The 21603-nt window shown below is 72.9% G+C and carries 21 protein-coding genes and 1 pseudogene; 5 read left to right on the top strand and 17 right to left on the bottom strand.

Annotation, left to right across the window (positions count from 1 at the left end):
* Position 1: 1 nt before the first annotated feature.
* The 3 genes from AC07AW_RS13450 to AC07AW_RS13440 all read left to right on the top strand — a co-directional run bounded on the left by AC07AW_RS13450 (position 2) and on the right by AC07AW_RS13440 (position 3996).
* The gene (locus AC07AW_RS13450) at positions 2-646 is read left to right on the top strand and encodes an L-threonylcarbamoyladenylate synthase (protein WP_478815590.1); all 645 of its coding nucleotides are present in this window, start codon (positions 2-4) and stop codon (positions 644-646) included.
* Between the two features lie 163 nt (positions 647-809).
* Positions 810-2360, top strand: coding sequence for a FadD3 family acyl-CoA ligase (locus tag AC07AW_RS13445; RefSeq protein WP_478815589.1), 1551 nt, complete (start codon positions 810-812; stop codon positions 2358-2360).
* A gap of 13 nt (positions 2361-2373) precedes the next feature.
* Positions 2374-3996: a flavin-containing monooxygenase gene (locus tag AC07AW_RS13440; RefSeq protein WP_478815588.1), complete on the top strand. Its 1623-nt coding sequence runs from the start codon at positions 2374-2376 to the stop codon at positions 3994-3996.
* 72 nt (positions 3997-4068) lie between these two features.
* Here the strand turns inward: AC07AW_RS13440 and AC07AW_RS13435 are convergent, their stop codons facing one another.
* The 10 genes from AC07AW_RS13435 to hsaA (AC07AW_RS13390) all read right to left on the bottom strand — a co-directional run bounded on the left by AC07AW_RS13435 (position 4069) and on the right by hsaA (AC07AW_RS13390) (position 14081).
* Positions 4069-4983, bottom strand: a complete 915-nt coding sequence (locus tag AC07AW_RS13435) for an alpha/beta hydrolase (protein ID WP_478815587.1) — start codon at positions 4981-4983, stop codon at positions 4069-4071.
* Positions 4980-5744, bottom strand: a complete 765-nt coding sequence (locus AC07AW_RS13430) for a glucose 1-dehydrogenase (protein ID WP_478815586.1) — start codon at positions 5742-5744, stop codon at positions 4980-4982. Before AC07AW_RS13430 ends, AC07AW_RS13435 begins: the two co-directional genes overlap by 4 nt.
* The gene (locus AC07AW_RS13425) at positions 5744-6526 is read right to left on the bottom strand and encodes a glucose 1-dehydrogenase (protein ID WP_478815585.1); all 783 of its coding nucleotides are present in this window, start codon (positions 6524-6526) and stop codon (positions 5744-5746) included. Before AC07AW_RS13425 ends, AC07AW_RS13430 begins: the two co-directional genes overlap by 1 nt.
* A complete protein-coding gene (locus tag AC07AW_RS13420) occupies positions 6523-8202 on the bottom strand; it encodes an FAD-dependent oxidoreductase (protein ID WP_478815584.1) in 1680 nt (559 codons plus the stop codon). Before AC07AW_RS13420 ends, AC07AW_RS13425 begins: the two co-directional genes overlap by 4 nt.
* 171 nt (positions 8203-8373) lie before the next feature.
* Positions 8374-9243, bottom strand: coding sequence for a MaoC/PaaZ C-terminal domain-containing protein (locus tag AC07AW_RS13415; RefSeq protein ID WP_478815583.1), 870 nt, complete (start codon positions 9241-9243; stop codon positions 8374-8376).
* Positions 9243-9731 carry a flavin reductase family protein gene (locus tag AC07AW_RS13410; protein ID WP_478815582.1) on the bottom strand — a complete coding sequence of 163 codons (489 nt, stop codon included), beginning with the start codon at positions 9729-9731 and terminating at the stop codon, positions 9243-9245. The genes AC07AW_RS13415 and AC07AW_RS13410 overlap by 1 nt, the downstream gene beginning before the upstream one ends.
* Entirely contained in the window at positions 9719-10612 is an 894-nt protein-coding gene (locus AC07AW_RS13405) for a VOC family protein (RefSeq protein ID WP_478815581.1), read from the bottom strand. Before AC07AW_RS13405 ends, AC07AW_RS13410 begins: the two co-directional genes overlap by 13 nt.
* A 105-nt stretch (positions 10613-10717) precedes the next feature.
* Positions 10718-11614 carry a 4,5:9,10-diseco-3-hydroxy-5,9,17-trioxoandrosta-1(10),2-diene-4-oate hydrolase gene (gene hsaD, locus AC07AW_RS13400; RefSeq protein ID WP_478815580.1) on the bottom strand — a complete coding sequence of 299 codons (897 nt, stop codon included), beginning with the start codon at positions 11612-11614 and terminating at the stop codon, positions 10718-10720.
* Between the two features lie 12 nt (positions 11615-11626).
* Positions 11627-12793, bottom strand: a complete 1167-nt coding sequence (gene hsaA / locus AC07AW_RS13395) for a 3-hydroxy-9,10-secoandrosta-1,3,5(10)-triene-9,17-dione monooxygenase oxygenase subunit (protein WP_478815579.1) — start codon at positions 12791-12793, stop codon at positions 11627-11629.
* 118 nt (positions 12794-12911) lie between these two features.
* A complete protein-coding gene (gene hsaA, locus AC07AW_RS13390) occupies positions 12912-14081 on the bottom strand; it encodes a 3-hydroxy-9,10-secoandrosta-1,3,5(10)-triene-9,17-dione monooxygenase oxygenase subunit (RefSeq protein WP_478815578.1) in 1170 nt (389 codons plus the stop codon).
* Positions 14082-14261: 180 nt separating this feature from the next.
* Between hsaA (AC07AW_RS13390) and AC07AW_RS13385 the strand changes: the two genes are divergently transcribed.
* Positions 14262-15143: an IclR family transcriptional regulator gene (locus AC07AW_RS13385; RefSeq protein WP_478815577.1), complete on the top strand. Its 882-nt coding sequence runs from the start codon at positions 14262-14264 to the stop codon at positions 15141-15143.
* A 61-nt stretch (positions 15144-15204) separates the two neighbouring features.
* Here the strand turns inward: AC07AW_RS13385 and AC07AW_RS13380 are convergent, their stop codons facing one another.
* Genes AC07AW_RS13380 through AC07AW_RS13350 form a run of 7 tightly spaced genes read right to left on the bottom strand, consistent with a single transcriptional unit; the run spans position 15205 to position 21241 of the window.
* Positions 15205-15981 carry an SDR family oxidoreductase gene (locus tag AC07AW_RS13380; RefSeq protein ID WP_478815576.1) on the bottom strand — a complete coding sequence of 259 codons (777 nt, stop codon included), beginning with the start codon at positions 15979-15981 and terminating at the stop codon, positions 15205-15207.
* A 13-nt stretch (positions 15982-15994) separates the two neighbouring features.
* A complete protein-coding gene (locus tag AC07AW_RS13375) occupies positions 15995-17041 on the bottom strand; it encodes a 2Fe-2S iron-sulfur cluster-binding protein (protein WP_478815575.1) in 1047 nt (348 codons plus the stop codon).
* Positions 17034-17321: a ferredoxin gene (locus AC07AW_RS13370; RefSeq protein WP_478815574.1), complete on the bottom strand. Its 288-nt coding sequence runs from the start codon at positions 17319-17321 to the stop codon at positions 17034-17036. The genes AC07AW_RS13375 and AC07AW_RS13370 overlap by 8 nt, the downstream gene beginning before the upstream one ends.
* Before the next feature lies 1 nt (position 17322).
* Positions 17323-18477, bottom strand: coding sequence for a 3-ketosteroid-9-alpha-monooxygenase, oxygenase component (locus tag AC07AW_RS13365; protein WP_478815573.1), 1155 nt, complete (start codon positions 18475-18477; stop codon positions 17323-17325).
* A gap of 28 nt (positions 18478-18505) precedes the next feature.
* Entirely contained in the window at positions 18506-19528 is a 1023-nt protein-coding gene (gene dmpG / locus AC07AW_RS13360) for a 4-hydroxy-2-oxovalerate aldolase (RefSeq protein WP_478815572.1), read from the bottom strand.
* A gap of 11 nt (positions 19529-19539) precedes the next feature.
* Entirely contained in the window at positions 19540-20451 is a 912-nt protein-coding gene (locus AC07AW_RS13355; protein WP_478815571.1) for an acetaldehyde dehydrogenase (acetylating), read from the bottom strand.
* 7 nt (positions 20452-20458) lie between these two features.
* Complete coding sequence (locus AC07AW_RS13350; RefSeq protein ID WP_478815570.1) at positions 20459-21241, bottom strand: 2-keto-4-pentenoate hydratase; 783 nt, start codon at positions 21239-21241, stop codon at positions 20459-20461.
* Positions 21242-21369: 128 nt separating this feature from the next.
* Here AC07AW_RS13350 and AC07AW_RS13345 point away from each other — a divergent pair.
* Positions 21370-21603 (top strand): annotated as a pseudogene (locus tag AC07AW_RS13345) (hypothetical protein); the annotation flags it as partial.

Raw genomic sequence — 21603 nt, 5'->3', positions numbered from 1 at the left:
CATGGCACAGCGTTTCGATTGCTCGGACCCCTCGGCCCGCGCGGCCGGCGTCGACGCGGCGGTGGCCGCCCTGGGGCGGGGGCAGCTCGTCGTCCTGCCCACCGACACCGTCTACGGCGTCGGCGCCGACGCCTTCGATCCGCGGGCCGTCGCCGGTCTGCTGGCCGCGAAGGGGCGGGGGCGGCACAAGCCCTCCCCCGTGCTCGTGGGCTCCGAGGACGCGCTCGACGACCTGGTGGCGGAGCTGCCGAAGACGGCCGAGGCCCTGATCGAGGCGTTCTGGCCGGGCGGCCTGACGCTGGTGCTGCGCCACCGGCCCTCGCTCGCCTGGGACCTGGGCGAGACCGGCGGGACGGTGGCCGTGCGGATGCCCGACCACCCCCTCGCGCTCGACCTCCTGGCCGCGGCCGGCCCGATGGCCGTCTCCAGCGCGAACCTCACCGACCGGCCCTCGCCGGAGGACTGCGACGCGGCCTTCGGGATGCTCGGCGACTCCGTGGCGGTGTACCTGGACGGCGGCCGGACCGCCGGACCGGTGTCGTCGTCGATCGTCGACCTGACGGGCGACGCCCCGGTCCTCGTCCGGGAGGGGGTCCTGTCCGCCGGCGAGCTGGCGACGGTCGTCCCCGGTCTGATCGTGCGCTGACCACCTCCTGCCGCTTCTCCGGAAGAAGTCCCGCCACCTTCCCGGTGAGCGGGAACCGGCCCCTGCGCCGGGACACCCCTCCCTGACAGGCTCCCCTCCGCTGTGGTTCCACCGCCCGCGCCCCGCCCGGGGGGACGGGGCAGCAGGGAGGACGTGACAGATCATGAGGGGCGCGCAGACCATCGCGAGGCTCGCGGACTGGGCCGCGGAGCGGTACGGCGATGAGGAGGCCCTCGTCTACGGCGAGGAGCGCTGGACGTTCGCGGAGCTGCGCGACCGGGTCGACCGGGTGGCGCGCGCGGTGATCGCGCAAGGGGTCCGCCCGGGTGACTCGGTCGCCGTGTGGGCGCCGAACAGCGCGCGCTGGGTGGTGGCCGCGCTCGGCGCGGTCGCGGCCGGCGCGGTGCTGGTCCCGGTGAACACCCGCTACAAGGCGGCCGAGGCCGCCGACATCCTGCGCCGCTCGCGGACCCGGCTCCTGTTCACCGAGCACGACTTCCTGGGGACGGACTACCGGGCGCTGCTCGCGGACTCGGGGGAGGAACTCCCGCTCCTGGAGCGGACGGTGACCCTGCACTCCGCGGACTGGCCGGGTTTCCTGTCGGGCGCCGACCGGGTGAGCGGTGAGCAGCGGCTCGCCCGGACCGCCGCCGTGCGCCCCGCCGACACCGCCGACATCCTCTTCACCTCAGGCACCACCGGCCGCCCCAAGGGCGTGCCCACCACCCACGGCCAGAACCTGCGCGTGTACGACGCCTGGGCCCGCACGGTCACCCTCCGGCGCGGCGACCGCTACCTCCTGGTCAACCCGTTCTTCCACACCTTCGGCTACAAGGCGGGCGTCCTCGCCTGTCTCCTCCACGGGGCCACGATCGTCCCGGAGCGGGTCTTCGACGCCGACGCCGTCCTCGGCCGGATGCAGGACGAGCGCGTCTCCGTCCTGACCGGCGCGCCGACGGTCTTCACCTCGCTCATCCGCCACCCCGAGCGCGCGGCGTACGACCTGAGCGCGATGCGGATGGCGGTCACGGGCGCGGCCAACATCCCCACCGCGCTCATCGAGGAGATCAGGACGTCCCTCGGCGCGCGGAGCGTCAACACCGCGTACGGACTGACCGAGTCGACGGGCGTGGTCGCGATCTGCCCGCCGCACGAGTCCCCGGAGACCCTGGCCCGCACCTCCGGAACGGCCCTGGAGGGCACGGAGCTGCGCATCGACGCCCCGCCCGGGGAGCCCGGCGAGATCCTCACGCGCGGCTACCACGTGATGCACGGCTACCTCGACGACCCCGAGGCCACCGCCCGGGCCGTCGACGCGGACGGCTGGCTGCACACGGGGGACGTCGGGGTGCTCGACGAGCGCGGGTTCCTGCGGATCACCGACCGGCTCAAGGACATGTTCGTCGTGGGCGGGTTCAACGTGTACCCGGCGGAGGTGGAGCAGGTGCTGCGCGGGCATCCGGCCGTCCTGGACGCGGCGGTCGTCGGCGCGCCCGACGCACGGCTCGGCGAGGTCGGCGTCGCCTACTGCGTACCGGCGGGCGGTGCTCGGCTCGACGCGGCCGAGCTGACCTCGTACACGCGGGAGCGGCTGGCCAACTTCAAGGTCCCGCGCGCCTTCCACGCCCTCCCGGCGCTGCCGCACAACGCGGCGGGAAAGGTCGACAAGAAGGCGCTGCGCCGGTCGGCGGCGAACACCACCCCCACCCGATGAGGAGAGTACGAACGTGAACGACAGCAACACCGAGTCCGTCGACGCCGTCGACGTGGTCGTCGTCGGAGCGGGTGTCACCGGTCTGTACGCCGTGCACAAGCTGCGCGGTCTCGGCCACCGCGTGCGGGGCTTCGAGCGCGGGGACGACGTGGGCGGCGTCTGGTACTGGAACCGCTACCCCGGCGCCCGCTGCGACGTGGAGTCCGTGGACTACTCGTACTCCTTCGACGAGGAGCTCCAGCAGGAGTGGGACTGGAGCGAGAAGTACGCCACGCAGCCGGAGATCATCCGCTATCTGCGTCATGTCGCCGACCGCTTCGACCTGCGCCGCAGCTACGCCTTCGGCACCTCGGTGACCTCGGCCGAGCTGGACGAGGAGACCCTGCGCTGGACGGTCCGCACGGACGGCGGTGAGGTGGTGTCGGCCCGGTTCTGCGTGTTCGCGGTCGGCTGCCTCTCCAGCACCCACATACCGGACATCCCCGGCGTCGCGGAGTTCGCCGGCGCCACGTACCACACCGGCGCCTGGCCGCACGAGGGCGTGGACTTCACGGGGCGGCGCGTCGGCGTCATCGGCACCGGTTCCTCCGGCATCCAGGCCATCCCGCTGATCGCGGAGCAGGCGGCGCACCTCACCGTCTTCCAGCGCAGCGCCAACTTCAGCATCCCGGCGGGCAACAAGCCCCTGGACGACGAGACCCGCCGCCTGCAGAAGGCCGGCTACGCCGAGCGACGCCGGCTCTCGCGGCTCAGCGGCGGCGGCTCGCCCCACGCGGCACACCCGTCGGCGACGTTCGCGGTCTCGCCCGAGGAGCGCCGGGCGGCGTTCGAGGAGCGCTGGGAACTGGGGGGCGTCCTGTACTCGAAGACGTTCCCCGACCAGCTCACCGACCTCGCGGCGAACGAGGAGGCGCGCGCGTTCTGGGAGGAGAAGGTCCGGGCGCTCATCGACGACGCGGCGGCGGCCGATCTGCTGGTCCCCACGGACCATCCGATCGGCACCAAGCGGATCGTCACCGACTCGCACTACTACGAGACGTTCAACCGCGCGGACGTGAGCCTGGTGAGCCTGCGGGAGAACCCGATCGAACGGATCGAGAGCGCAGGGGTCGTGCTGGCCGACGGAAGCCGGGTGGAGCTCGACGCGATCGTGTTCGCGACCGGTTTCGACGCCATGACCGGCGCGATCGACCGGGTGGACATCCGGGGGCGGGGCGGCCGGAGCCTGAAGGACGTCTGGAGCGGGGGTCCCCGGACCTATCTGGGCCTGGGCGTCGACGGTTTCCCGAACCTGTTCAACCTCACGGGTGCGGGCAGCCCGTCCGTCATGGCCAACGTCGTGCTCTGCGCCGAGCAGCACGGCGACTGGCTCGGCGACTGCCTGCGCCATCTGGACGAGCACGGCTACCGCGCGATCGAGGCGAGCGAGGAGGCCGTCGAGCAGTGGGTCGCGCAGTGCCGCGACCGGGCGGCGGCCACGCTGTTCCCGGCGGCGAACTCCTGGTACCTGGGCGCCAACATCCCGGGGAAACCACGGGTGTTCATGCCGTTCATCGGTGGCTTCGGGGTGTACGGGGAGATCATCGCGGACGTCGCGGCCTCGGGCTACAAGGGGTTCGCGCTGATACGGGGCTGATGCGAGCCGACAGGTGAAAGCGCCCCGCCCCCACCGGATCAGGTGGGGGCGGGGCGCGGGCGTGTCCGGCGGTCAGCGTGGGGCGAGGGCCTCGCGCAGCGCCGCGAAGGCGGTCTCGCGGGCCTGGGCCGCCGCGGGCAGGGCGCCCGCCATGGAGAGGAAACCGTGGAACATCCCGGCGTGGTGGTGGGCCTCCACGGGGACGCCCGCGGCGGTGAGGGCCTCCGCGTACGCCAGGCCGTCGTCCCGCAGCGGGTCGAAACCGGCGGTGACGACCTGGGCCGGCGGGAGCCCGGACAGGTCGGCGCCCGCGAGGGGGGCCGCGTAGGGGCTGGTGCGGTGTGCGGGGGACGGCAGATAGCCGTCCCAGTACCAGCGCAGGTGGTCGGCGGTGAGGAAGTAGCCCTGGGCGTTCTCGCGGTGCGAGGGGCGGGAGCGGGTGGGGTCGAGCATCGGGTAGTAGAGCGCCTGGCAGGTGATCTCGGGGCCGCCGCGGTCGCGGGAGAGCAGGGTGAGGACGGTGGCGAGGTTGGCTCCCGCGCTGTCCCCCGCGACGGCGATCCGGCGGCCGGGGAACGTCGCCGCCGCCCAGAGGAGGGCCGTGTAGGCGTCCTCGGGGGCGGCGGGGAAGGGGTGCTCGGGGGCGCGCCGGTAGTCGACGGAGACGACGATCGCCCCCGTGGCGAGGGCGAGGGAGCGGCAGAAGGGGTCGTGGCTGTCGAGGTCGCAGAGGACGAAGCCGCCCCCGTGACAGAACACGATCACGGGGGCGGTCTCCTGGACGGCCGGGTCGTAGACGCGGACGGGAACGCCGTCGGCGTCCTCGTCCGTGACGCGGGCGACGGGGGGCGGGGGGACGGCCGGCCTGGGGCGGGCGGCGAAGAAGGCGCGCACCTCGGCGATCTCCGTCATCTCGGTCGCCAGCGGGGGGAATCCGGCGGTGGCCAGGTCGATGACCGCCTGGACCTCGGGGTCGGGCCGGTTCACGCGTCGGCTCCCTTCGGGGTGAGGGCCGGCATGCGACCGGCCGACGCGCCGCCGTCGACGGCGAGTTCGGCGCCGGAGAGGTACGAGGAGTCGTCGGAGGCGAGGAAGGCGACGAGGCGGGCGACCTCCTCGGGCTCCCCCACCCGGCCGAGCGGCGCGGCGGGGTGTTCCTTGGTGCCCAGGTGGGCGGTCATCGCCGTGGCGATGGCCCCGGGGTGGACGGAGTTGACCCGGATGCCGTCCGGGCCGAGTTCGAGCGCGGCCGTTCTGGTCAGGCCGCGCAGCCCCCATTTCGCGGCGCCGTACGCGCCGTGGCCCCAGATGCCCTGGAGGCCGGCCTGCGAGGAGATGTTGACGACGGACCCGCCGCCGTTCGCCTTCATCGCCCCGGCGACGGCGCGGATGCCGAGGAACGGGCCGATCAGGTTGACGCGGAGGATCGCCTCCAGGCGGGCCGGGTCCTCCTCGGTGATGGGCGAGGTGGAGTAGACGGCGGCGTTGTTGACGAGGACGTCGAGCCGGCCGAAGGCGTCCAGGGCGGCGGCCACGGCGACCTCCCAGGACTGCTCGTCGGTCACGTCGTGACGTACGAAACGGGCGGCGGCCCCGAGGGAGGCGGCCTTCGCCTCTCCCTCCGCCTCCAGGACGTCGGTGAGGACGACCTTCGCGCCGAGGGCGGCGAACAGGCGGGCCTCGGCCTCGCCCATGCCGCGTGCCGCGCCGGTGACCAGCGCGACCTTTCCTGTCAGATCGACGGGCATCAGGGGTTCTCCTCGGTCGGTCGCAGGGTCGGGCCGGTCGTCCAGCCGCCGTCGACGGCCAGTTCGGCACCGGTGATGTACGCGGCGGCGTCCGAGAGCAGGAAGGCGACCGCCCGCGCGATCTCCTGGGGCTCGCCGATCCGGCCCATCGGTGTGTTCGGGTACTTTCCCTCGCCGCGCTCGATGTCCAGGTGGGCGGTCATCGGGGTGTGGATCATGCCGGGGTGGACGGAGTTGACGCGGATCCGGTCGGCTCCGAGTTCCACCGCGCCGAGCTTGGTGAGCCCGCGCACGCCCCATTTGGCGGCGCCGTAGCCGGCGGTCCTGGCCAGTCCCATCAGACCGGCGGCGGACGAGATGTTGACGATGGAGCCGCCGCCGTTCTCCCGCATCGCCGGGATCACGGCCCGCATGCCGAGGAAGACGCCGGTGAGGTCGATGTCCAGGACCCGCCGGAACGCCTCGGCCGTCTGCTCCTCCAGGAGGTGCGAACCGCCGGAGATTCCGGCGTTGTTGACGAGACCGTCCACCCGTCCGAACGTGGCCAAGGCGTGGGCGACGACCTCGCGCCAGTCGTCCTCGGAGGTGACGTCGTGGCGGAGGAAGCGGGCGTGGCCGCCGAGCTTCTCGGCCGCGGCCCGCCCCTCCTCCTCCCTTACGTCGGTGAGGACGACGCGGGCGCCGGACTCGACGGCCAGCCGTCCGGCCTCCGCGCCGATCCCCCGCGCCCCACCGGTGATGATCACCGTCCTGCCCCGGAGATCCGTCGTCCCGGGGCTCACCGCGCCTCGGCGGAGCGCGTACGGGCGATGTGGTCGGCGGCGAGCCAGCTGAAGGTCATGGCGGGGCCGATGGTCGCGCCGGGGCCGGGGTAGGTCTCCCCCATGACGGCGGACGAGACGTTGCCGGAGGCGTACAGGCCGTCGATGACGCTGCCGTCCTCCCGCAGCACGCGGGCCGTCGCATCGGTGACCAGGCCGCCCTTGGTGCCGATGTCGCCCGGGTGGACGGGGATCGCGTAGTACGGGCCCTTGTCCAGCGGCGCCAGGTTGGGGTTGGGAAGCGTCGGGTCGCCGTAGTAGCGGTCGTAGACGCTCTCGCCGCGGTGGAAGTCCTCGTCGCGGCCGGCGCGGGCGAAGCCGTTGAAGCGGTCCAGGGTGCCGCGCAGCCGCTCCGGGGCGACGTCGATGCGGGCGGCCAGCTCCTCGACGGTCGCGGCCTTCTTCACGAAGCCGCTCTCCAGCCACGGCTTGGGAAAGGCCTGGCCCGGGAAGAGGCCCATGAAGATGTAGCGGGCCTTGGCCGTGGCGTCGAGGATCAGCCAGGACGGCACCGTGCTCGCCCCGGGCTTGTCGTTCGCGTACATGGCGTCGACGAACTCGTGGTACGGGGCTGCCTCGTTGGCGTAGCGCTGCCCCGCCTGGTCGACGATCACCATGCCGGGGATGCCGCGGTCGGCGACGAGGAAGAACGGCTTCCCCTCGGGCGGCACCACCGAAGGAGCACCCCAGACCCGGTCCATCAGATCGGTCGCGGCGCCGAGGGCGACGGCCGGCTCCAGGGCGTCGCCGGTCTGCCCCTCGGCCGCCGCGCTCCACGCGGTGGAGGTGGGGGCCGGCAGGTGCTTCTCGCGGAGCCGCTGGTCGTGGGAGAAGCCTCCGGAGGCGAGGACGACGCCGCCGTCGGCCCGGACGGTCAGTTCGCGGCCGTTCCGGGTGATCCGGACGCCGGTGACCCGGCCGTCCTCCTCGACGAGGCCGGTCAGCGGGGCGGAGAGCCACAGGTCGGCGCCGAGCGCGTCGAGGGAGTGCCGCATGCGGGCGATCAGCGCCTCGCCGAGGGAGAGCAGCTCCTGGCCGGAGAGCCGGGCCTTGACCGCCTGGGCGCCGACCTTGACGGCGGTGCGGCGGCCGGCCCAGGTCCGTCCCACCATGTTCAGCTGCCGGAAGTCCTTGGAGGTGATGGTGAGGCCGTACGTGGGGAGCCCGGCGCGGCGCATGGTGGCGCGCTGCTCGGGGCAAAGCTTCTTGAAGTCGAAGATTTGCGGTTCGATCGAACGGCCCTGCGGGTAGCCGCCGAGCCGCTCGGGGTAGTAGTCGGAGTAGCCGGGGGTGTAGACGAACCTCACGTCCGTGCGGTCGTGGAACTCCCGCACCATGTGCGGTCCGTGGGTGACGTAGGCGTCCTTGCGCTCGGCGGTGACCCGGTCGCCGACCGTGGCGTCCAGGTAGGCGCGGGCCTTCTCGGGGGTGTCGCCGAGCCCGGCGGCGTCCAGGTGGAAGTTGTCCGGGACCCAGATCGCGCCGCCGGACAGGGCGGTCGAGCCGCCGTAGACGTCGGTCTTCTCCACCACCAGGGCGGTCAGGCCGCGCAGCCGGGCGGTGATGGCCGCGGCCATGCCGGCGGCGCCGGAGCCGACGACCACCACGTCGTACGTGTGGTCCCACTGGTCGTTCATGCGGTTCTCCCTGGTCGTGACAGGGCCTGTCCGACAGGCCCTGGGTGGGTCGGCGGCCGGGGCGGGCCGTCCTCCGCCCCGACCGCCGGGTCGTCGCGCGGTGATCCGCGCCTCGGTTCAGCGGGCGGTGATTCGCGCGTCGGTTTCAGCGACGGTGATCCGCGCCTCGGTTCAGCGGGCGGTGATTCGCGCGTCGGTGAGGACCGGCGCGTCCCCGCGGTCCGCGGCGGTGGCCGTGAGCCGGTAGCCGTCGGGGGTGTCCCAGACGCGCAGCCGCAGGGTCTCGCCGGGGAAGAAGACCCCGGCGAAGCGGGTGCGGCAGGCGGCGACCGCGCCGGCGTCCCCGCCGAGCAGCCGGTCGGTGACCGCCTTGACCGCCATCCCGAAGGAGCAGAGCCCGTGCAGGATGGGCCGGTCGTGGCCTGCGCGTCGGGCGGTGGCGGGGTCGGCGTGCAGCGGGTTCCAGTCCCCGGTGAGCCGGTAGAGCAGGGCCTGCTGACGGAGCGTCGGGATCTCGGCCACCAGATCGGGTGCGCGGTCGGGCGCGGGAAGGCGCTCGGAGGGTCCGCGGTCGCCGCCGAAGCCGCCCTCCCCGTGGACGAAGATCTGGTTCCGCTGGGTGATCAGCGGCTCGCCGTCCTCGCCGAGGAGGGTGGACTCCTGGACGATGACGGCGGCCCTGCCCTTGTCGTGCACGGCCGCGGCCCGGGTGACGGCGGTCGCCCGGGCGGCGACGGGCAGCGGGCGGTGCACGGTGATCTCCTGGCCGCCGTGCAGCACCTTCGCCAGGTCGATGTCGACGCCCGGCAGGTCGAAGACCTGGAAGCCGACGCCGCCGGTGCCGCCCGCGACGACGCCGAAGGTGGGCAGGACCTGGAGGCCCCGCTCGTGTCCTTCGTACGCGTAGCGCAGTTCGCGCGGGTCGGTCTCGGGGACGCCCGCGCCGAGCGCCAGGTGGTAGAGCCGCACGTCACGCTCGTCCCAGGTGACCTCGGTGCGCACCGGCGGCGCGGAGAGCGCCTTCTCGACGTCGAGGGGCATCAGAACGCGCCCACGGCGTAGCGGCTGCGGAAGAAGAGCAGCGGCCGGCCGTCCTCGCCGGCGTCGAGCGCCACCACCTGTGCGGTGACGAGGTGGTGGTCCCCCGCCTCGTACACGGCGTCAAGTGCGCACTCCACATGGGCGAGGGCTCCGTCGATGCGTACGGTGCCGTGCTCGCCGCTGCTCCAGGGCACCGCGGCGAACTTGTCGGGGCCGCTGCGGCCGAGGGCGGCGCAGGTGGCCTGCTGGTCCTCGGCGAGGATGTTGACGCAGAAGCGGCCCGACCGCTCGATCCTCGGCCAGCTGGTGGAGTTCTTGCCGACGGCCAGCATGACCAGCGGAGGGTCGAGGGAGAGCGAGGCGAAGGACTGGCAGGCGAATCCGACCGGTTCCATGGTGTCGGCGTCGAGGGTCGCCACGACCGTGATGCCGCTCGCGAAGCGGCCGAGGACGTCCCGGAACTCGGAGGGCGGGATCAGCCGTTCCACTGGTGGCCCCAGAAGCTGTCGGCGGTGATCTCCTTCGCGACCCACGTGGCGGGGTCGACGACGAGGCCGTCCCAGCCGTACTCGACCTGGAAGCCGCCGGGGGCCTGGGCGTAGAAGGACACCATGCGGTCGTTGGTGTGGCGGCCGAGGCTGGACGCGATGGGGATGCCGGCGGCGTGCATGCGGTCGAGACCCCGGCCCACGTCGTCGAGGGTCTCCAGCTCCACCATGAAGTGCACGATGCCGGGGGGCAGGGCGCCGGGGTAGAGGCCGAGGCTGTGGTGGCGGCGGTTCGGGCTGAGGAAGTGCATCCAGTGGAAGTCCCGCTGCTCGGTGGCGGTCGGGACGGCCTGCGGGGGCAGCTTCATCGAGTCGCGCAGCTGGAAGCCGAGCAGGTTCTCGTAGAAGTCGAGCGCGGCCTCGATGTCCGGCACCGGGAGGACGACGTGGCCGAGGCCCAGGTCTCCGGTGACGAAGCGGTTGCCGTACGGGGTGCCGAGGGCGCTGTGGTCCTGGGCCTGGCCCCAGTAGATCTCCAGCGGGTTGCCGCCGGGGTCCGTGACGTGGATCAGGCCCTGGACGCGGCGCTCGGCGAGTTCGGCGGGGTCGGCGGCCTTGACGGCGACGCCGGCCTCCTCCAGGTCCTCGGCGACGCGGGCGAGGGCGGCGGCGTTCGCCACCTCCCAGCCGGCCGCGAGGAGCCGGTCGCTCTCGCCGGCCTGGATGACGAGGCGGTAGGCGCGGTCGTCCAGGCGGAGGCAGAGGGTGTCCTCGGTGGTGCCGGATGCCTCCACCATGCCGAGGACGTCGAGCGCGTAGCGGCGCCACTCGTCCAGGGTGGTGGTCTCCAGGCGGAGGTAGCCGAGAGCACGGATGTCCATGGTGTGCACCTCTTCGGTGGAAGGTTCGGAAGGTCAGTGGGTTCAGCGGGCTCAGTGGGTTCAGCGGGTTCAGCGGGTTCAGCGGGTTCAGCGGGTTCAGCGGGTTCAGTGGGAGAAGAAGTCGACGGCGAGGCGGTTGAACTCGTCGGCCTGCTCGGTCTGCGCCCAGTGGCCGCAGCGCGGGAAGACGTGCAGGCGGGCGTCGGGGATGGTCTTGAGGGCGACGAGGGCGCCGTCGAGGGGGTTGACGCGGTCCTCGCGGCCCCAGGTGAGCAGCACCGGCTGGGTGATCCGGTGGGCCTCGCGCCAGAGCATCGTGTCCTCGGCCCAGGCCGGGTTGGCGAAGGAGGCGCCCATCCGGGCGTTGCCGAGCCGGGTGTCGGGGTCGGTGGCCGAGGCCCAGCGTTCCTCGACGAGCTCGTCGGTGACGATCGACCGGTCGTACGCCATGACCCCGAGGAAGGCGCGCAGTTGCTCCTTGTTCGGCTCGGGCGCGGTGTTGAACTCGAAGAGCCGCTTGATGCCCTCGGTCGGGTCGGGCGCGAAGAGGTTGACGGAGACCCCGCCGGGGCCCATCAGGAGGAGCTTGCCGACCTTGTCCGGGTGGTTGAGGGCCATCCGGACGGCGGTGCCTCCGCCGAGGGAGTTGCCGATGAAGTGCGCCCGCTCGATGCCCAGTTCGTCCATGAGCGCGGCGACGGCGTCGGCGCTGAAGCTGAAGTAGTCCTTGTCGAGCTCGGGCTTGTCCGAGCGGCCGAAGCAGGGCTGGTCGACGAGGAGCGTGCGGAAGTGCTCGGCGAACACGGGGAGGTTGCGGCCGAAGTTGCTCCAGGCGGAGGCGCCGGGCCCGCCGCCGTGAAGCATGATCACGACGGGGCCCGCGGCGCCGGCCGCCGATGTCTCCGTGGCCGCCCGGCCGGCGGGGGCTGCCTCGTGGTAGTGGAGGGTGAGCCCGGCCGCCTTGACGGTGCGGGAGGTCGAGTCGTGGGTGAGCTCTGCCATCGTCAACGCCTCTCAGGCCATGGTGTCTTGGATGTCGATGCCGAGCGCGCTCTGCCCGTACATGACCAGGGCCCGCTCGGGGTCGTTGGCGGCGTGGCCGCGGCCGGTGTGGGCGTCGCGCCAGGCGCGCTGGACGAGCCCGGGGCCGGTGCGCATGGCGCTGCCGCCGGAGTTCTCCATCAGCAGGTCGACGGCCGCGACGGAGCGTTCGGTGGCGAGGACCTGGTCGCGGCGGGTGCGGGTGCGCAGCTCCATCGGGATCTCCTCGCCGCGCTCGGCGAGGGCGTACATCTCGCCCATGTTGCGGGTCAGTTGCAGCCAGCTGGCGTCGATGTCGCTGGCGGCGCGGGCGATGCGTACCTGCGCGAAGGGGTCCTCGGCGACCTTCTGCCCGTACGAGACGCGGAACCGCTGCCGGGTGGCCTCGGCGTACGACTCGAAGGCGCCCTCGGCGATGCCGACGATCGGGGTGGAGATGGTGGTGGTGAACACCCCGGCGTACGGCAGCCGGTACAGCGGCTCGGGGTTGACCTCGTGGCCGGGCACGCTCAGGGCGGTGACGGGGCCGAAGCTCAGGGCGCGGTGGTCGGGGACGAAGACGTCCTCGACGACGACGTCGTTGCTGCCGGTGCCGCGCAGTCCGACGGTGTCCCAGACGTCGTCGACGCGGTACTCGGACCGGGGGATCAGGAAGGTCCGCATGTCGACCGGGTTGCCCTCGCGGTCCGTGACGAGGCAGCCGAGGAGCGCCCAGCGGGCGTGGTCGCAGCCGGAGGAGAAGTGCCACCGGCCGGAGAGCCGGAAGCCGCCGTCGACGGCGGTGGCCTTGCCGGTGGGGGCGTACGAGGAGGCGATCCGGGTCTTGGGGTCCTGGCCCCACACCTCCTGCTGGGCGCGGGGGTCGAACAGGGCGACGTGCCAGGGGTGGACGCCGACCACGGAGGCGACCCAGCCGGTCGAGCCGCACGCCTTGGCGATCTCCTTGACCGCCGAGTAGAAGACCACCGGGTCGGCCGCGCGCCCGCCGAAGGCCTTGGGCTGCAGCAGCTGGAAGAAGCCGGTGTCCTCCAGTTCCTTGACGGAGGTGTCGGGCACGCGGCGCAGCGTCTCGGCCTCGGCCGCGCGGTCGCGCAGGGCGGGGGCGAGGTCACGGATCGCTGCCAGGACGTCATCGGCCATGGGGCATCCCCTTTCGGGTCGTGGTGGGGGAATGCCAGGACCGTACGGCGTGGTGTACGGCAGCGAAATGCGCTGCTCCCACTGAGCGGGAACCCCCGCCGGGGAAGCTTCCGCGGGGTCAGAGCATGGGGTCGTGGACGTCCATGCCGAGGGCGTCCTGGGCGTAGAGGACCAGGGCGCGCTCGATGTCGTTGGCGGCCTGGCCCCGGCCGGTGTGCAGGTCGCGCCAGGCCCGCTGGAGGACGTCGTCGCCCACACGCAGCGGGCCGCGGCCGGCGTTCTCCATGAGCAGGTCCACGGCGGTGATGGCGCGTTCGGTGGCGAGCGCCTGGTCGCGGCGGGTGCGGGCGCGCAGTTCCCTGGGGATCGGGGTGCCGCCGCGCGCGAGCGCGTACAGCTCGGCCATGTTGCGGTGGAGCTGGAGCCGGGCGGCGTCGATCTCGCCGGCGGCGCGGGCGATGCGTACCTGCGCGAAGGGGTCCTCGGTGGCCCGTCGGCCCTGCGGGGCCTTCAGGCGCTCCCGGGCCGCGGCGACCTGGTCCTCATGGGCGCCCTCGGCGATGCCGACCATCGCGGTGGAGATGGCGGTGGTGAAGACGGCGGCGTACGGCAGCCGGTACAGCGGCTCCGGGTGGATCTCCTGCCCGGGGCAGCTCAGCGTGGTCACCGGGCCGTAGCCGAGCGTCCGGTGGGCGGGGACGAAGGCGTCCTCGACGACGACGTCGTTGCTGCCGCTGCCGCGCAGGCCGATCGTGTCCCACACGTCGTCGACGCGGTAGTCGGACCGGGGGACGAGGAAGGTCAGCATGTCGACCGGCCGGCCCTCGTCGTCGGCGACGACGCCGCCGAGCAGTGCCCAGCGGGCGTGGTCGCAGCCGGCGGAGAAGTGCCAGCGGCCGGAGAGCCGGAAGCCGCCGTCGACGGGGGTGACCTCCCCTGTGGGGGCGTGGGAGGAGCAGATCCGGGTGGCTCCGTCCGCGCCCCACACCTCCTCCTGGGCGCGTGGGTCGAACTGGGCCACGTACCAGGGGTGGACGCCGAGGACCGCCGCCGCCCAGCCGGTCGAGCCGCACGCCTTGGCGATCTCGTGCACGGCGGCGTAGAAGACGGCCGGGTCGGCGGCGAGCCCGCCGTACGCCCCGGGCCGCAGCAGCCGGAAGAAGCCGGCTGCCTCAAGGTCCTCCACGGAGGCGTCGGGCACCCGGCGCAGCTCCTCGGCCTCGGCGGCGCGCTCGCGCAGGGCGGGGGCGAGGGCGCGGACCGCCGCGAGGACGTCGTCTTCGCGCATGGGCGCACCTCTTGCATTCGGTCTCGTCGTGCCGTGACGACAGGGAACCTACGCGTTACTGTTCCGAGACGGAACTCCCTCTTCACAGCACCGTCATCCTCTGGCAATCTCCACGCAATACCGGAGATTACGGACCCGGCCAGGGGTCGATCGGCTGTGCTGTCCGTGTGGGAGGTGGCGATGACGACCAGTGCTGTCGAGGCTGTCGAGGCCGGGATGCCGCCTCTGTCCCTGCTGGAGAAGGCGGCGAAGGTGCTGAGCGCCTTCGAGAGCGCCGGGCCTCGGCTGACCCTCACCGAGGTCGTGCAGCGTTCGGGCATCCGCCGCTCCTCTGCGCACCGCATCCTCGATCAGCTGGTGCAGCTGCGCTGGCTGGAGCGCGAGGGCCGCGACTACCGGCTGGGCATGGGCATGCTGGAGCTCGGGGCGATGGCCTCGCACCACAACCGGCTCCGCCGGGCGGCGCTCCCCCATCTGCACGCGCTGCACGAGTCCACCGGCCATCTGGTGCACCTCACCGTGCTCGACGGCTCCGAGGTGGTCTATCTGGAGCGGATCGGCGGCTCGGACGACTCCGTGGTGCCCTCACGCATGGGCGGACGGCAGCCGGCGTACTGCACGGCCTCGGGGAAGGCGATCCTGGCCTTCAGCGACAGCGGGCCGGTGGAGCAGGTGATACGGGACGGGCTGCGGCCGCGTACCCCGCGCACGCTCACCCGCCCCGAGTCCTTCCGCCGCGAGCTGGCGATGACGCGGGAGCGCGGTGTGGCCTTCGACCACGAGGAGGGGTACCGCGGCGTGTTCTGCGTGGCCGCTCCGCTGCGCGGTGCGGGCCGGGCCGTCGCCGCAATCTCGGTGAGCGGCCACGGCGTCCACCGGGAGATGGAACGGCTCTCGCCGGCCGTGCGCGCCTGCGCGCGGTCGGTGTGGCAGTCGATGTTCGGGCCGGGGCGGCAGTCGGAGAAGCGGGATCGGCCGGCCGGTGCGGAGTCCGCCGAGGGGCTTCCGCAGCCCTCGATGGACAACATGATGGCCTGGCTGCGCTTCAGCGAGTGGATGTGACGACGCCGTCCCCGGAGTCCGTACGGGCTCCGGGGACGGCGGGCTTCGCGTGACTACGTGACTACCAGACGCCGTCGCCGCGCAGGACCGCGTCGGCGCCGCCGTCGGCGAAGACCACCTGCCCGGTCACGAGGGTGTTCTCGGGCGAGGCCAGCCATGCGATCAGCGGGGCGACCTGCTCGGGACGGGCATGGCCGTGCAGGGGCATCGGCACGCTCCGCTCGACGAGCCCCCGCATCTCCGGGTCGTCGAGCAGCGGCCGGGTCAGGGGCGTGACGACCACGCCCGGGGCCACGGCGTTGAGCGTGACGCCCGCGCCGGCCCACCCGTCGGTGGGGGCGGCGCGGCGGACCCAGCGGGAGACCGCCGCCTTCGACGAGGAGTAGACGAGGTGCCCCTCGCCGCGGTCGACGGCGGCCCGTGAGGCGGCCACCGCGGCCGCCTCGTCCCCGGCGAGCGCGGCGTCCACGATCGCGGGGTCGGTCGGGTGGACGGAGTCGATGGATCCGACGACCACGGCCCGCGGATCGGTGCCGGCCACGAGCAGCGGTCGCAGACCGTCGAGCGTGGCCACGGCACCGAAGTGGTTGACCCTGATCGTGAGCGGGTCGAAGTGGGCGACGCCCGCGCAGGAGACGACGGCGTCGAGACGGCCGCCGGTCAGCTCGCGGGCCCGGGCGACGAGTTCGGCCCGGCCTTCGGCCGTGGCCAGGTCGGCGCGGATCTCGCCGTCGGTGAGGTCGGCGCCGATGACGGTGTGACCCCGCTCCCGCAGGAGGGCCGCGGTGGCCGCGCCGATGCCGGAGGCCGCTCCGGTGACCAGACAGGTTCGGGACATGGCGGTCTCCTCCTCAGGAGTAGGTGATCTCGACCCGGTCGGTGAGGGGCAGGGCCTGGCAGGCCAGGACGTACCCCTCGGCGATGTCCTGGTCGTCCAGGACGTCGTTGCGGAGCATCTTGACCTCGCCCGCCACGACACGGCAGGTGCAGGCGCTGCAGGCGCCCTCCCGGCAGGAGTACGGGGCGTCCACGCCCGCGGCCAGGAGGACGTCGAGCAGGGGTGCCACCGCCGGCCAGGCGACGGTGTGGCTCTCGCCGTCGAGCTCGACCTCGGCCGTGCCGCCCCCCTCGGCCGCCGTGCCGCTCGGCACCGCCGGGACGTCGAAGACGTCCGCGCCGAGGGAGAAGAACCGCTCCCGGTGGATGCGGTCGCCGGGCGCGCCGAGCGTGCGCAGGGCCTGCTCGACGGCGTCCATGAGCGGCTGCGGGCCGCAGACGAAGGCCTCGCGGCCGGCGTACGGCGCGAGCGCGGCCGCAAGCCGGTCCACGGAGGGCAGGCCCTGGAGGGACTCCAGCCAGTGGACCACGAGCAGCCGGTGCGGGTGGTCCTGGGTCAGCGCGCGCAGTTCGTCGCGGAAGACGACGGAGGACTCGTCGCGGTTGGCGTACAGCAGCACCACCCGGCCCCGGCCCTCGGCCAGGGCCGACTTGGCGATCGACAGGACGGGGGTGATGCCGCTGCCCCCGGCGACGAGCAGCAGGTCGCCGTCGAGGGAGTCCGGGGTGAAGGTGCCGGCCGGGGGCAGCACCTCCAGCTCGTCGCCCGCCGCGAGCCGGTCGCAGACCCAGTTGGAGCCGTACCCGCCGGCGACCCGTTTGACGGTGATCTTCAGGGGCTCGCCGGTGTGGGGAGAGCTGGCGAGGGAGTAGCAGCGGCCGGCCGGCCTCCCGTCCGCGCCGGGCAGTTTCAGGGTGAGGAACTGCCCGGGGCGGTACGTGAAGCGGTCGGCGCTCTCCGGTGGTGCCTGGAGCACCAGGGAGTGCGCGTCGGCCGTCTCGGCGATGACCTCGACGACGCGCAGCCGGTGGGTACGGGCCCCGGTTCTGGGCTCAGACATCGACGGCCTCCGGGGTTACGGTGCCTGCCGTACCGGACTCCGGGCCGCCCGGCTCCAGAGTGCTCACCGTCAGGGTTCCGTTCTCGACCGCGCGGGCGATGCTCGCCCGCAGGGACCGGCAGGTCCGCATCCGGGCGGTGGTCCCGCCGGGGCCGACCCGGTCGCGGAACTCCGCGCAGGCGACGGCCGCGTCGGCCGTCCACTGCACGGAGGTGTGGGCGACGCTGAACTTCTCGCACAGGACCTGGTTGCCGCAGGCCGCGCACTCCACCGCTCGCATGTCAGGCTCCGGTTCCGGTCTCCGCCGCGCGGCGCGCCAGGTTCTCCTCGACCTCGGCGCGCCAGGCCGCGTTGGCGCGCTGGGTGTCGATCTCGAACTCGAAGCGGCGGGTCATCTCGTCCTTGACGTCGGCGACGTCCACGTAGAACTGCTCGTACCAGCGGCGCAGTTGGTAGACGGGACCGTCCTCCTCGGTGAGCAGGGGGTTGTCGATCCGGGTCTTGTTCTGCCAGATCTCCACGTCCTGCTCGAAGCCGACGGTGGCTCCCTCGGCGGTCAGCCGCGCGGCCTCGGCGGCCTGTTCGTCGGTCATCCCGGGGAGCCGCTTCACTATCGCCCCGTACTGGAGCAGGAAGCTGTTCTCGTCGATCGGGTAGTGGCAGTTGATCAGGACGATCTCCATCTCCGCGCCGCCGCCGACGTCGCTGTAGAGGTGGTCGATCATGTAGGAGGGGCCGAAGTAGGAGGCGTCGGAGCGCAGGCGGCCGGAGCTGAGGGTGCCCAGTTCCATGTCCCCGCGGGGGCTGCTCTCCATGTACTGGGTGGCGACGTGGCCGTCGAAGACGTTCTTGAAGTACTCGGGGAACGCGTAGTGGACGTAGTAGAAGTGCGCCATGTCCACGACGTTGTCGACGATCTCGCGGCAGTTGGCGCCCTCGACCCGGAGGGTCTTCCAGGTCCAGTCGCTCCACTGGTCGGCGTCGGGGCCGTGGATGCCCGCGATCTCGGGGACGGTCACCTCGGGGGGCGGCGGGTTGCCCTCGGGGTCGTTCCAGACGAAGAGCTGCCTGTTGCGCTCCAGGGAGAGCCAGGCGCGGGTCCTGGCGCGCGGCGGGACGCGGCGGGCGTACGGGATGCCGGCGCAGCGGCCGTTGCCCGACCAGCGCCAGTCGTGGAAGGGGCAGGCGGCGGCGTCGCCCTTGACGGTGCCCTGGGCGAGGTTGCCGCCCATGTGCGGGCAGTAGGCGTTCAGGACGTGCAGCTGCCCGTCGTCCTCGCCCTGGAAGACCACCAGCTTGGTGCCGAAGGCCTCGATCTCGTGCGGCTTTCCGTCCTTGAAGGTCTCGGCGAGGCCGAGGCAGTGCCAGCCCCGGGCGAAGCGCGTCGGCGGCCTGCCCGTCTCGATGACCCGGACCTCGTCGTGGAGAGCAGTCATCTCGTCCCTCTTTCTGTCTCTGTTCGGTTCAGTTCTGTGCGGCGAGTTCGACGGCGATGTCGATGAGCTGGTCCTCCTGGCCGCCGACGAGGCGGCGCTCGCCCGCGCGCAGGAGGATCTCGGCGCCGGAGACGCCGTAGCGCTCGGCCTGCCGGTAGGCGTGCTTGAGGAAGCTGGAGTAGACGCCGGCGTGGCCCATCAGCAGGGCGAGCCGGTCGAGTCGGCATTCTTCGTCCATGACGGGGCGGACCACGTCCTCGGCCGCGTCGATGATCTTCAGTACGTCGATGCCGGTACGGATGCCCATCTTGGCGCAGACGGCGACGAGGGCCTCGACGGCGGTGTTGCCCGCGCCGGCGCCGAGCCGGCGTGTGGAGCCGTCGATCTGGAGGGCTCCTGCCTTGACGGCGGCGATGGAGTTGCCGGTGCCGAGGGCCAGGTTCTCGTGGCCGTGGAAGCCGACCTGGGCGTCGCCGCCGAGCTCGGAGACCAGGGCCTCGACGCGGGCGGTGACGTCGTCCATGACCATGGCGCCGGCGGAGTCGACCACGTACACGCACTGGCAGCCGGCGTCGGCCATGATGCGGCCCTGGCGTGCCAGGTTCTCGGGGGTCGTGGAGTGGGCCATCATCAGGAAGCCGACGGTCTCCAGGCCCATCTCGCGGGCGAGTCCGAAGTGCTGGTCGGCGATGTCGGCCTCGGTGCAGTGGGTGGCGATGCGGCAGATGCTCGCGCCGTTGCCGTGGGCGGCCCGGATGTCGTCCTTGACGCCGAGTCCGGGGAGCATGAGGAAGGCGATCCTGGCCTTCTGCGCGGTCTCCACCGCGGCCTTGATCAGCTCCTGTTCGGGGGTCTTGGAGAACCCGTAGTTGAACGAGGATCCGCCGAGTCCGTCGCCGTGCGTCACCTCGATCACGGGGACGCCGGCGTCGTCGAGGGCGGCGACGATCGACCGTACGTCCTCGGCGGTGAACTGGTGGCGCTTGGCGTGCGAACCGTCGCGCAGCGAGGAGTCGGTGACGCGGATGTCGAGGGTGTCCGAGTAGGGCATGGGGGTGCTCCTTACGCGCCGGGGGCGAGGATCGCCTTGGCGAACTCCTCGCCGACCTTGGTGGCGGCGGCGGTCATGATGTCGAGGTTTCCGGCGTAGGGCGGCAGGTAGTCGCCGGCGCCCTCCACCTCCAGGAAGATCGCGACGCGGGCCATCCCGCCGTTCTCCGGGCTGGGGTCGTCGAACTGCGGTTCGGCGCGCAGGCGGTAGCCGGGGACGTACGAGGCGACCTGCTCGGCGATCTCCTTGACGGAGAGGGTGATGGCGGCCCGGTCGGCGTCCTCGGGGACGGCGCAGAAGACGGTGTCGCGCATGATGACGGGGGGCTCGGCCGGGTTGAGGATGATGATGGCCTTGCCGCGTTCGGCGCCGCCGATGGTCTCGATGCCGCGCGAGGTGGTGCGGGTGAACTCGTCGATGTTCGCGCGGGTTCCGGGGCCGGCCGAGACGGAGGCCACCGAGGCGACGATCTCCGCGTACGAGACGGGGACGACGCGGGAGACCGCGTACACCATGGGGATGGTGGCCTGTCCGCCGCAGGTGATCATGTTGACGTTGGGCCGGTCGAGGTGCTCGCGGAGATTGGCGGGCGGTACGACGGCGGGGCCGACGGCCGCCGGTGTCAGGTCGACGGCCTTGATGCCGAGCTCCGCGTAGCGCGGGGCGTTTGCCCGGTGGACGTAGGCGCTGGTGGCCTCGAAGACGATGTCGGGCTTCTCGTCCTGGGCGAGCAGCCAGTCGACGCCTTCGTGGCTGGCCTCCAGGCCGGCGCGGGCGGCGCGGGCGAGGCCCTCGCTGTCGGGGTCGACGCCGATCATCCAGCGGGGTTCGACGTACGCGGAGCGCTGGAGCTTGTAGAGCAGGTCGGTGCCGATGTTGCCGGATCCGACGATGGCGGCGGTCGCCTTTGTCTTGATGGTCATGATCACCTCAGATGAACGAGAGGGAGACGGAGCCAAGGCCGGTGAACTCGGCGGTGAAGGTCGCCCCGGCCGTCACGTCGACGGCCCGGGTGCAGGAACCGGGCAGGACGACGTGCCCCTTCTTCAGGGGCACGCCGAAGCGGGCGACGGTCCGGGCGAGCCAGGCGACGGAGAGGGTCGGGTCACCCAGCACGGCGTCGCTGCGGCCCTCGGCGAGGAGCTCGCCACCGCTGGTCAGCCGGGCGTCGATCGCCTTCAGATCGAGTTCGCGGGGGTCGCGGCCCTCGCCGATGACGTATCCGGCGGAGGAGGCGTTGTCCGCGATGGTGTCGGCGATGGTGATCCGCCAGTCGCGGATCCTGCTGTCGATCAGCTCCAAGGCGGGCACGACACGTTCGGTGGCGGCGAGGACGTCCACCGGGGTGCAGGTCTCGCCCGGCAGGTCGTCGCCGAGGACGAAACCGACCTCGACCTCGACGCGCGGCTGACAGTAACGGGCGGCGGGAACGGGGGTCTCCGGCCGGAGCTCCATGTCGTGGAGCAGATGGCCGTAGTCCGGTTCGTCGACGCCCATCATCCGCTGCATGACCGGGGAGGAAAGGCCGACCTTGTGACCGCGCACCTCCGCGCCGGCCGCGAGGCGGTGGCGGATGTTGACGAGCTGGATCTCGTACGCGTCCTCGGTGCCGATGCCCGGGAACGCCTCGGTCAGCGGGGCGATCGGCGAGACGTGCTGTTCGGCGGAGCGGAGCAGCTCGGCCGCCTCGTGTCTCTGGCGGTCCGTGAGCATGGCGGGTCCCTCCTGCGGGCGGTTGGGGCTGTCCGGGGAGGCTAGGCCCGGGCGGTTGGCGCCGGGGAGCGCCAGTTCCCGGTGAGCGGGAAAGGGCCACCACGGGGGCGGCGCGGGGGTCTCCGCCCGTGCGCTTCGGACCCGCGCGGCCACGGGACAGCGCCCGCCGCGTCGCCCTGAACCCCGCCAGGCCCGGGGCCCGGCCCACCCCGCGCGCCACGGGGCGGGTCCCCGCGCTCACCCCCGTGGACCCGCACCCACGGGACGGCGCCCGCCGCGTCGCCCTGAACCCCGCCAGGCCCGGGGCCCGGCCCACCCCGCGCGCCACGGGGCGGGTCCCCGCGCTCACCCCCGTGGACCCG

The organism is Streptomyces sp. NPDC044003 (genome assembly GCF_056435185.1).
The sequence above is the reverse complement of the archived record's forward strand: the minus strand, read 5'-3'. Positions and strand labels throughout refer to the sequence as shown.

What these genes read in the sequence shown, in the direction of transcription:
- AC07AW_RS13450 (WP_478815590.1), top strand. Translation starts at nt 2, where the DNA reads ATGGCACAGCGTTTCGATTGCTCGGACCCCTCGGCCCGCGCGGCCGGC.
- AC07AW_RS13445 (WP_478815589.1), top strand. Translation starts at nt 810, where the DNA reads ATGAGGGGCGCGCAGACCATCGCGAGGCTCGCGGACTGGGCCGCGGAG.
- AC07AW_RS13430 (WP_478815586.1), bottom strand. Translation starts at nt 5,744, where the DNA reads ATGCCCGTCGATCTGACAGGAAAGGTCGCGCTGGTCACCGGCGCGGCA.
- AC07AW_RS13420 (WP_478815584.1), bottom strand. Translation starts at nt 8,202, where the DNA reads ATGAACGACCAGTGGGACCACACGTACGACGTGGTGGTCGTCGGCTCC.
- AC07AW_RS13415 (WP_478815583.1), bottom strand. Translation starts at nt 9,243, where the DNA reads ATGCCCCTCGACGTCGAGAAGGCGCTCTCCGCGCCGCCGGTGCGCACC.
- AC07AW_RS13405 (WP_478815581.1), bottom strand. Translation starts at nt 10,612, where the DNA reads ATGGACATCCGTGCTCTCGGCTACCTCCGCCTGGAGACCACCACCCTG.
- hsaD (WP_478815580.1), bottom strand. Translation starts at nt 11,614, where the DNA reads ATGGCAGAGCTCACCCACGACTCGACCTCCCGCACCGTCAAGGCGGCC.
- hsaA (WP_478815579.1), bottom strand. Translation starts at nt 12,793, where the DNA reads ATGGCCGATGACGTCCTGGCAGCGATCCGTGACCTCGCCCCCGCCCTG.
- hsaA (WP_478815578.1), bottom strand. Translation starts at nt 14,081, where the DNA reads ATGCGCGAAGACGACGTCCTCGCGGCGGTCCGCGCCCTCGCCCCCGCC.
- AC07AW_RS13385 (WP_478815577.1), top strand. Translation starts at nt 14,262, where the DNA reads ATGACGACCAGTGCTGTCGAGGCTGTCGAGGCCGGGATGCCGCCTCTG.
- AC07AW_RS13380 (WP_478815576.1), bottom strand. Translation starts at nt 15,981, where the DNA reads ATGTCCCGAACCTGTCTGGTCACCGGAGCGGCCTCCGGCATCGGCGCG.
- AC07AW_RS13375 (WP_478815575.1), bottom strand. Translation starts at nt 17,041, where the DNA reads ATGTCTGAGCCCAGAACCGGGGCCCGTACCCACCGGCTGCGCGTCGTC.
- AC07AW_RS13370 (WP_478815574.1), bottom strand. Translation starts at nt 17,321, where the DNA reads ATGCGAGCGGTGGAGTGCGCGGCCTGCGGCAACCAGGTCCTGTGCGAG.
- AC07AW_RS13365 (WP_478815573.1), bottom strand. Translation starts at nt 18,477, where the DNA reads ATGACTGCTCTCCACGACGAGGTCCGGGTCATCGAGACGGGCAGGCCG.
- dmpG (WP_478815572.1), bottom strand. Translation starts at nt 19,528, where the DNA reads ATGCCCTACTCGGACACCCTCGACATCCGCGTCACCGACTCCTCGCTG.
- AC07AW_RS13355 (WP_478815571.1), bottom strand. Translation starts at nt 20,451, where the DNA reads ATGACCATCAAGACAAAGGCGACCGCCGCCATCGTCGGATCCGGCAAC.
- AC07AW_RS13350 (WP_478815570.1), bottom strand. Translation starts at nt 21,241, where the DNA reads ATGCTCACGGACCGCCAGAGACACGAGGCGGCCGAGCTGCTCCGCTCC.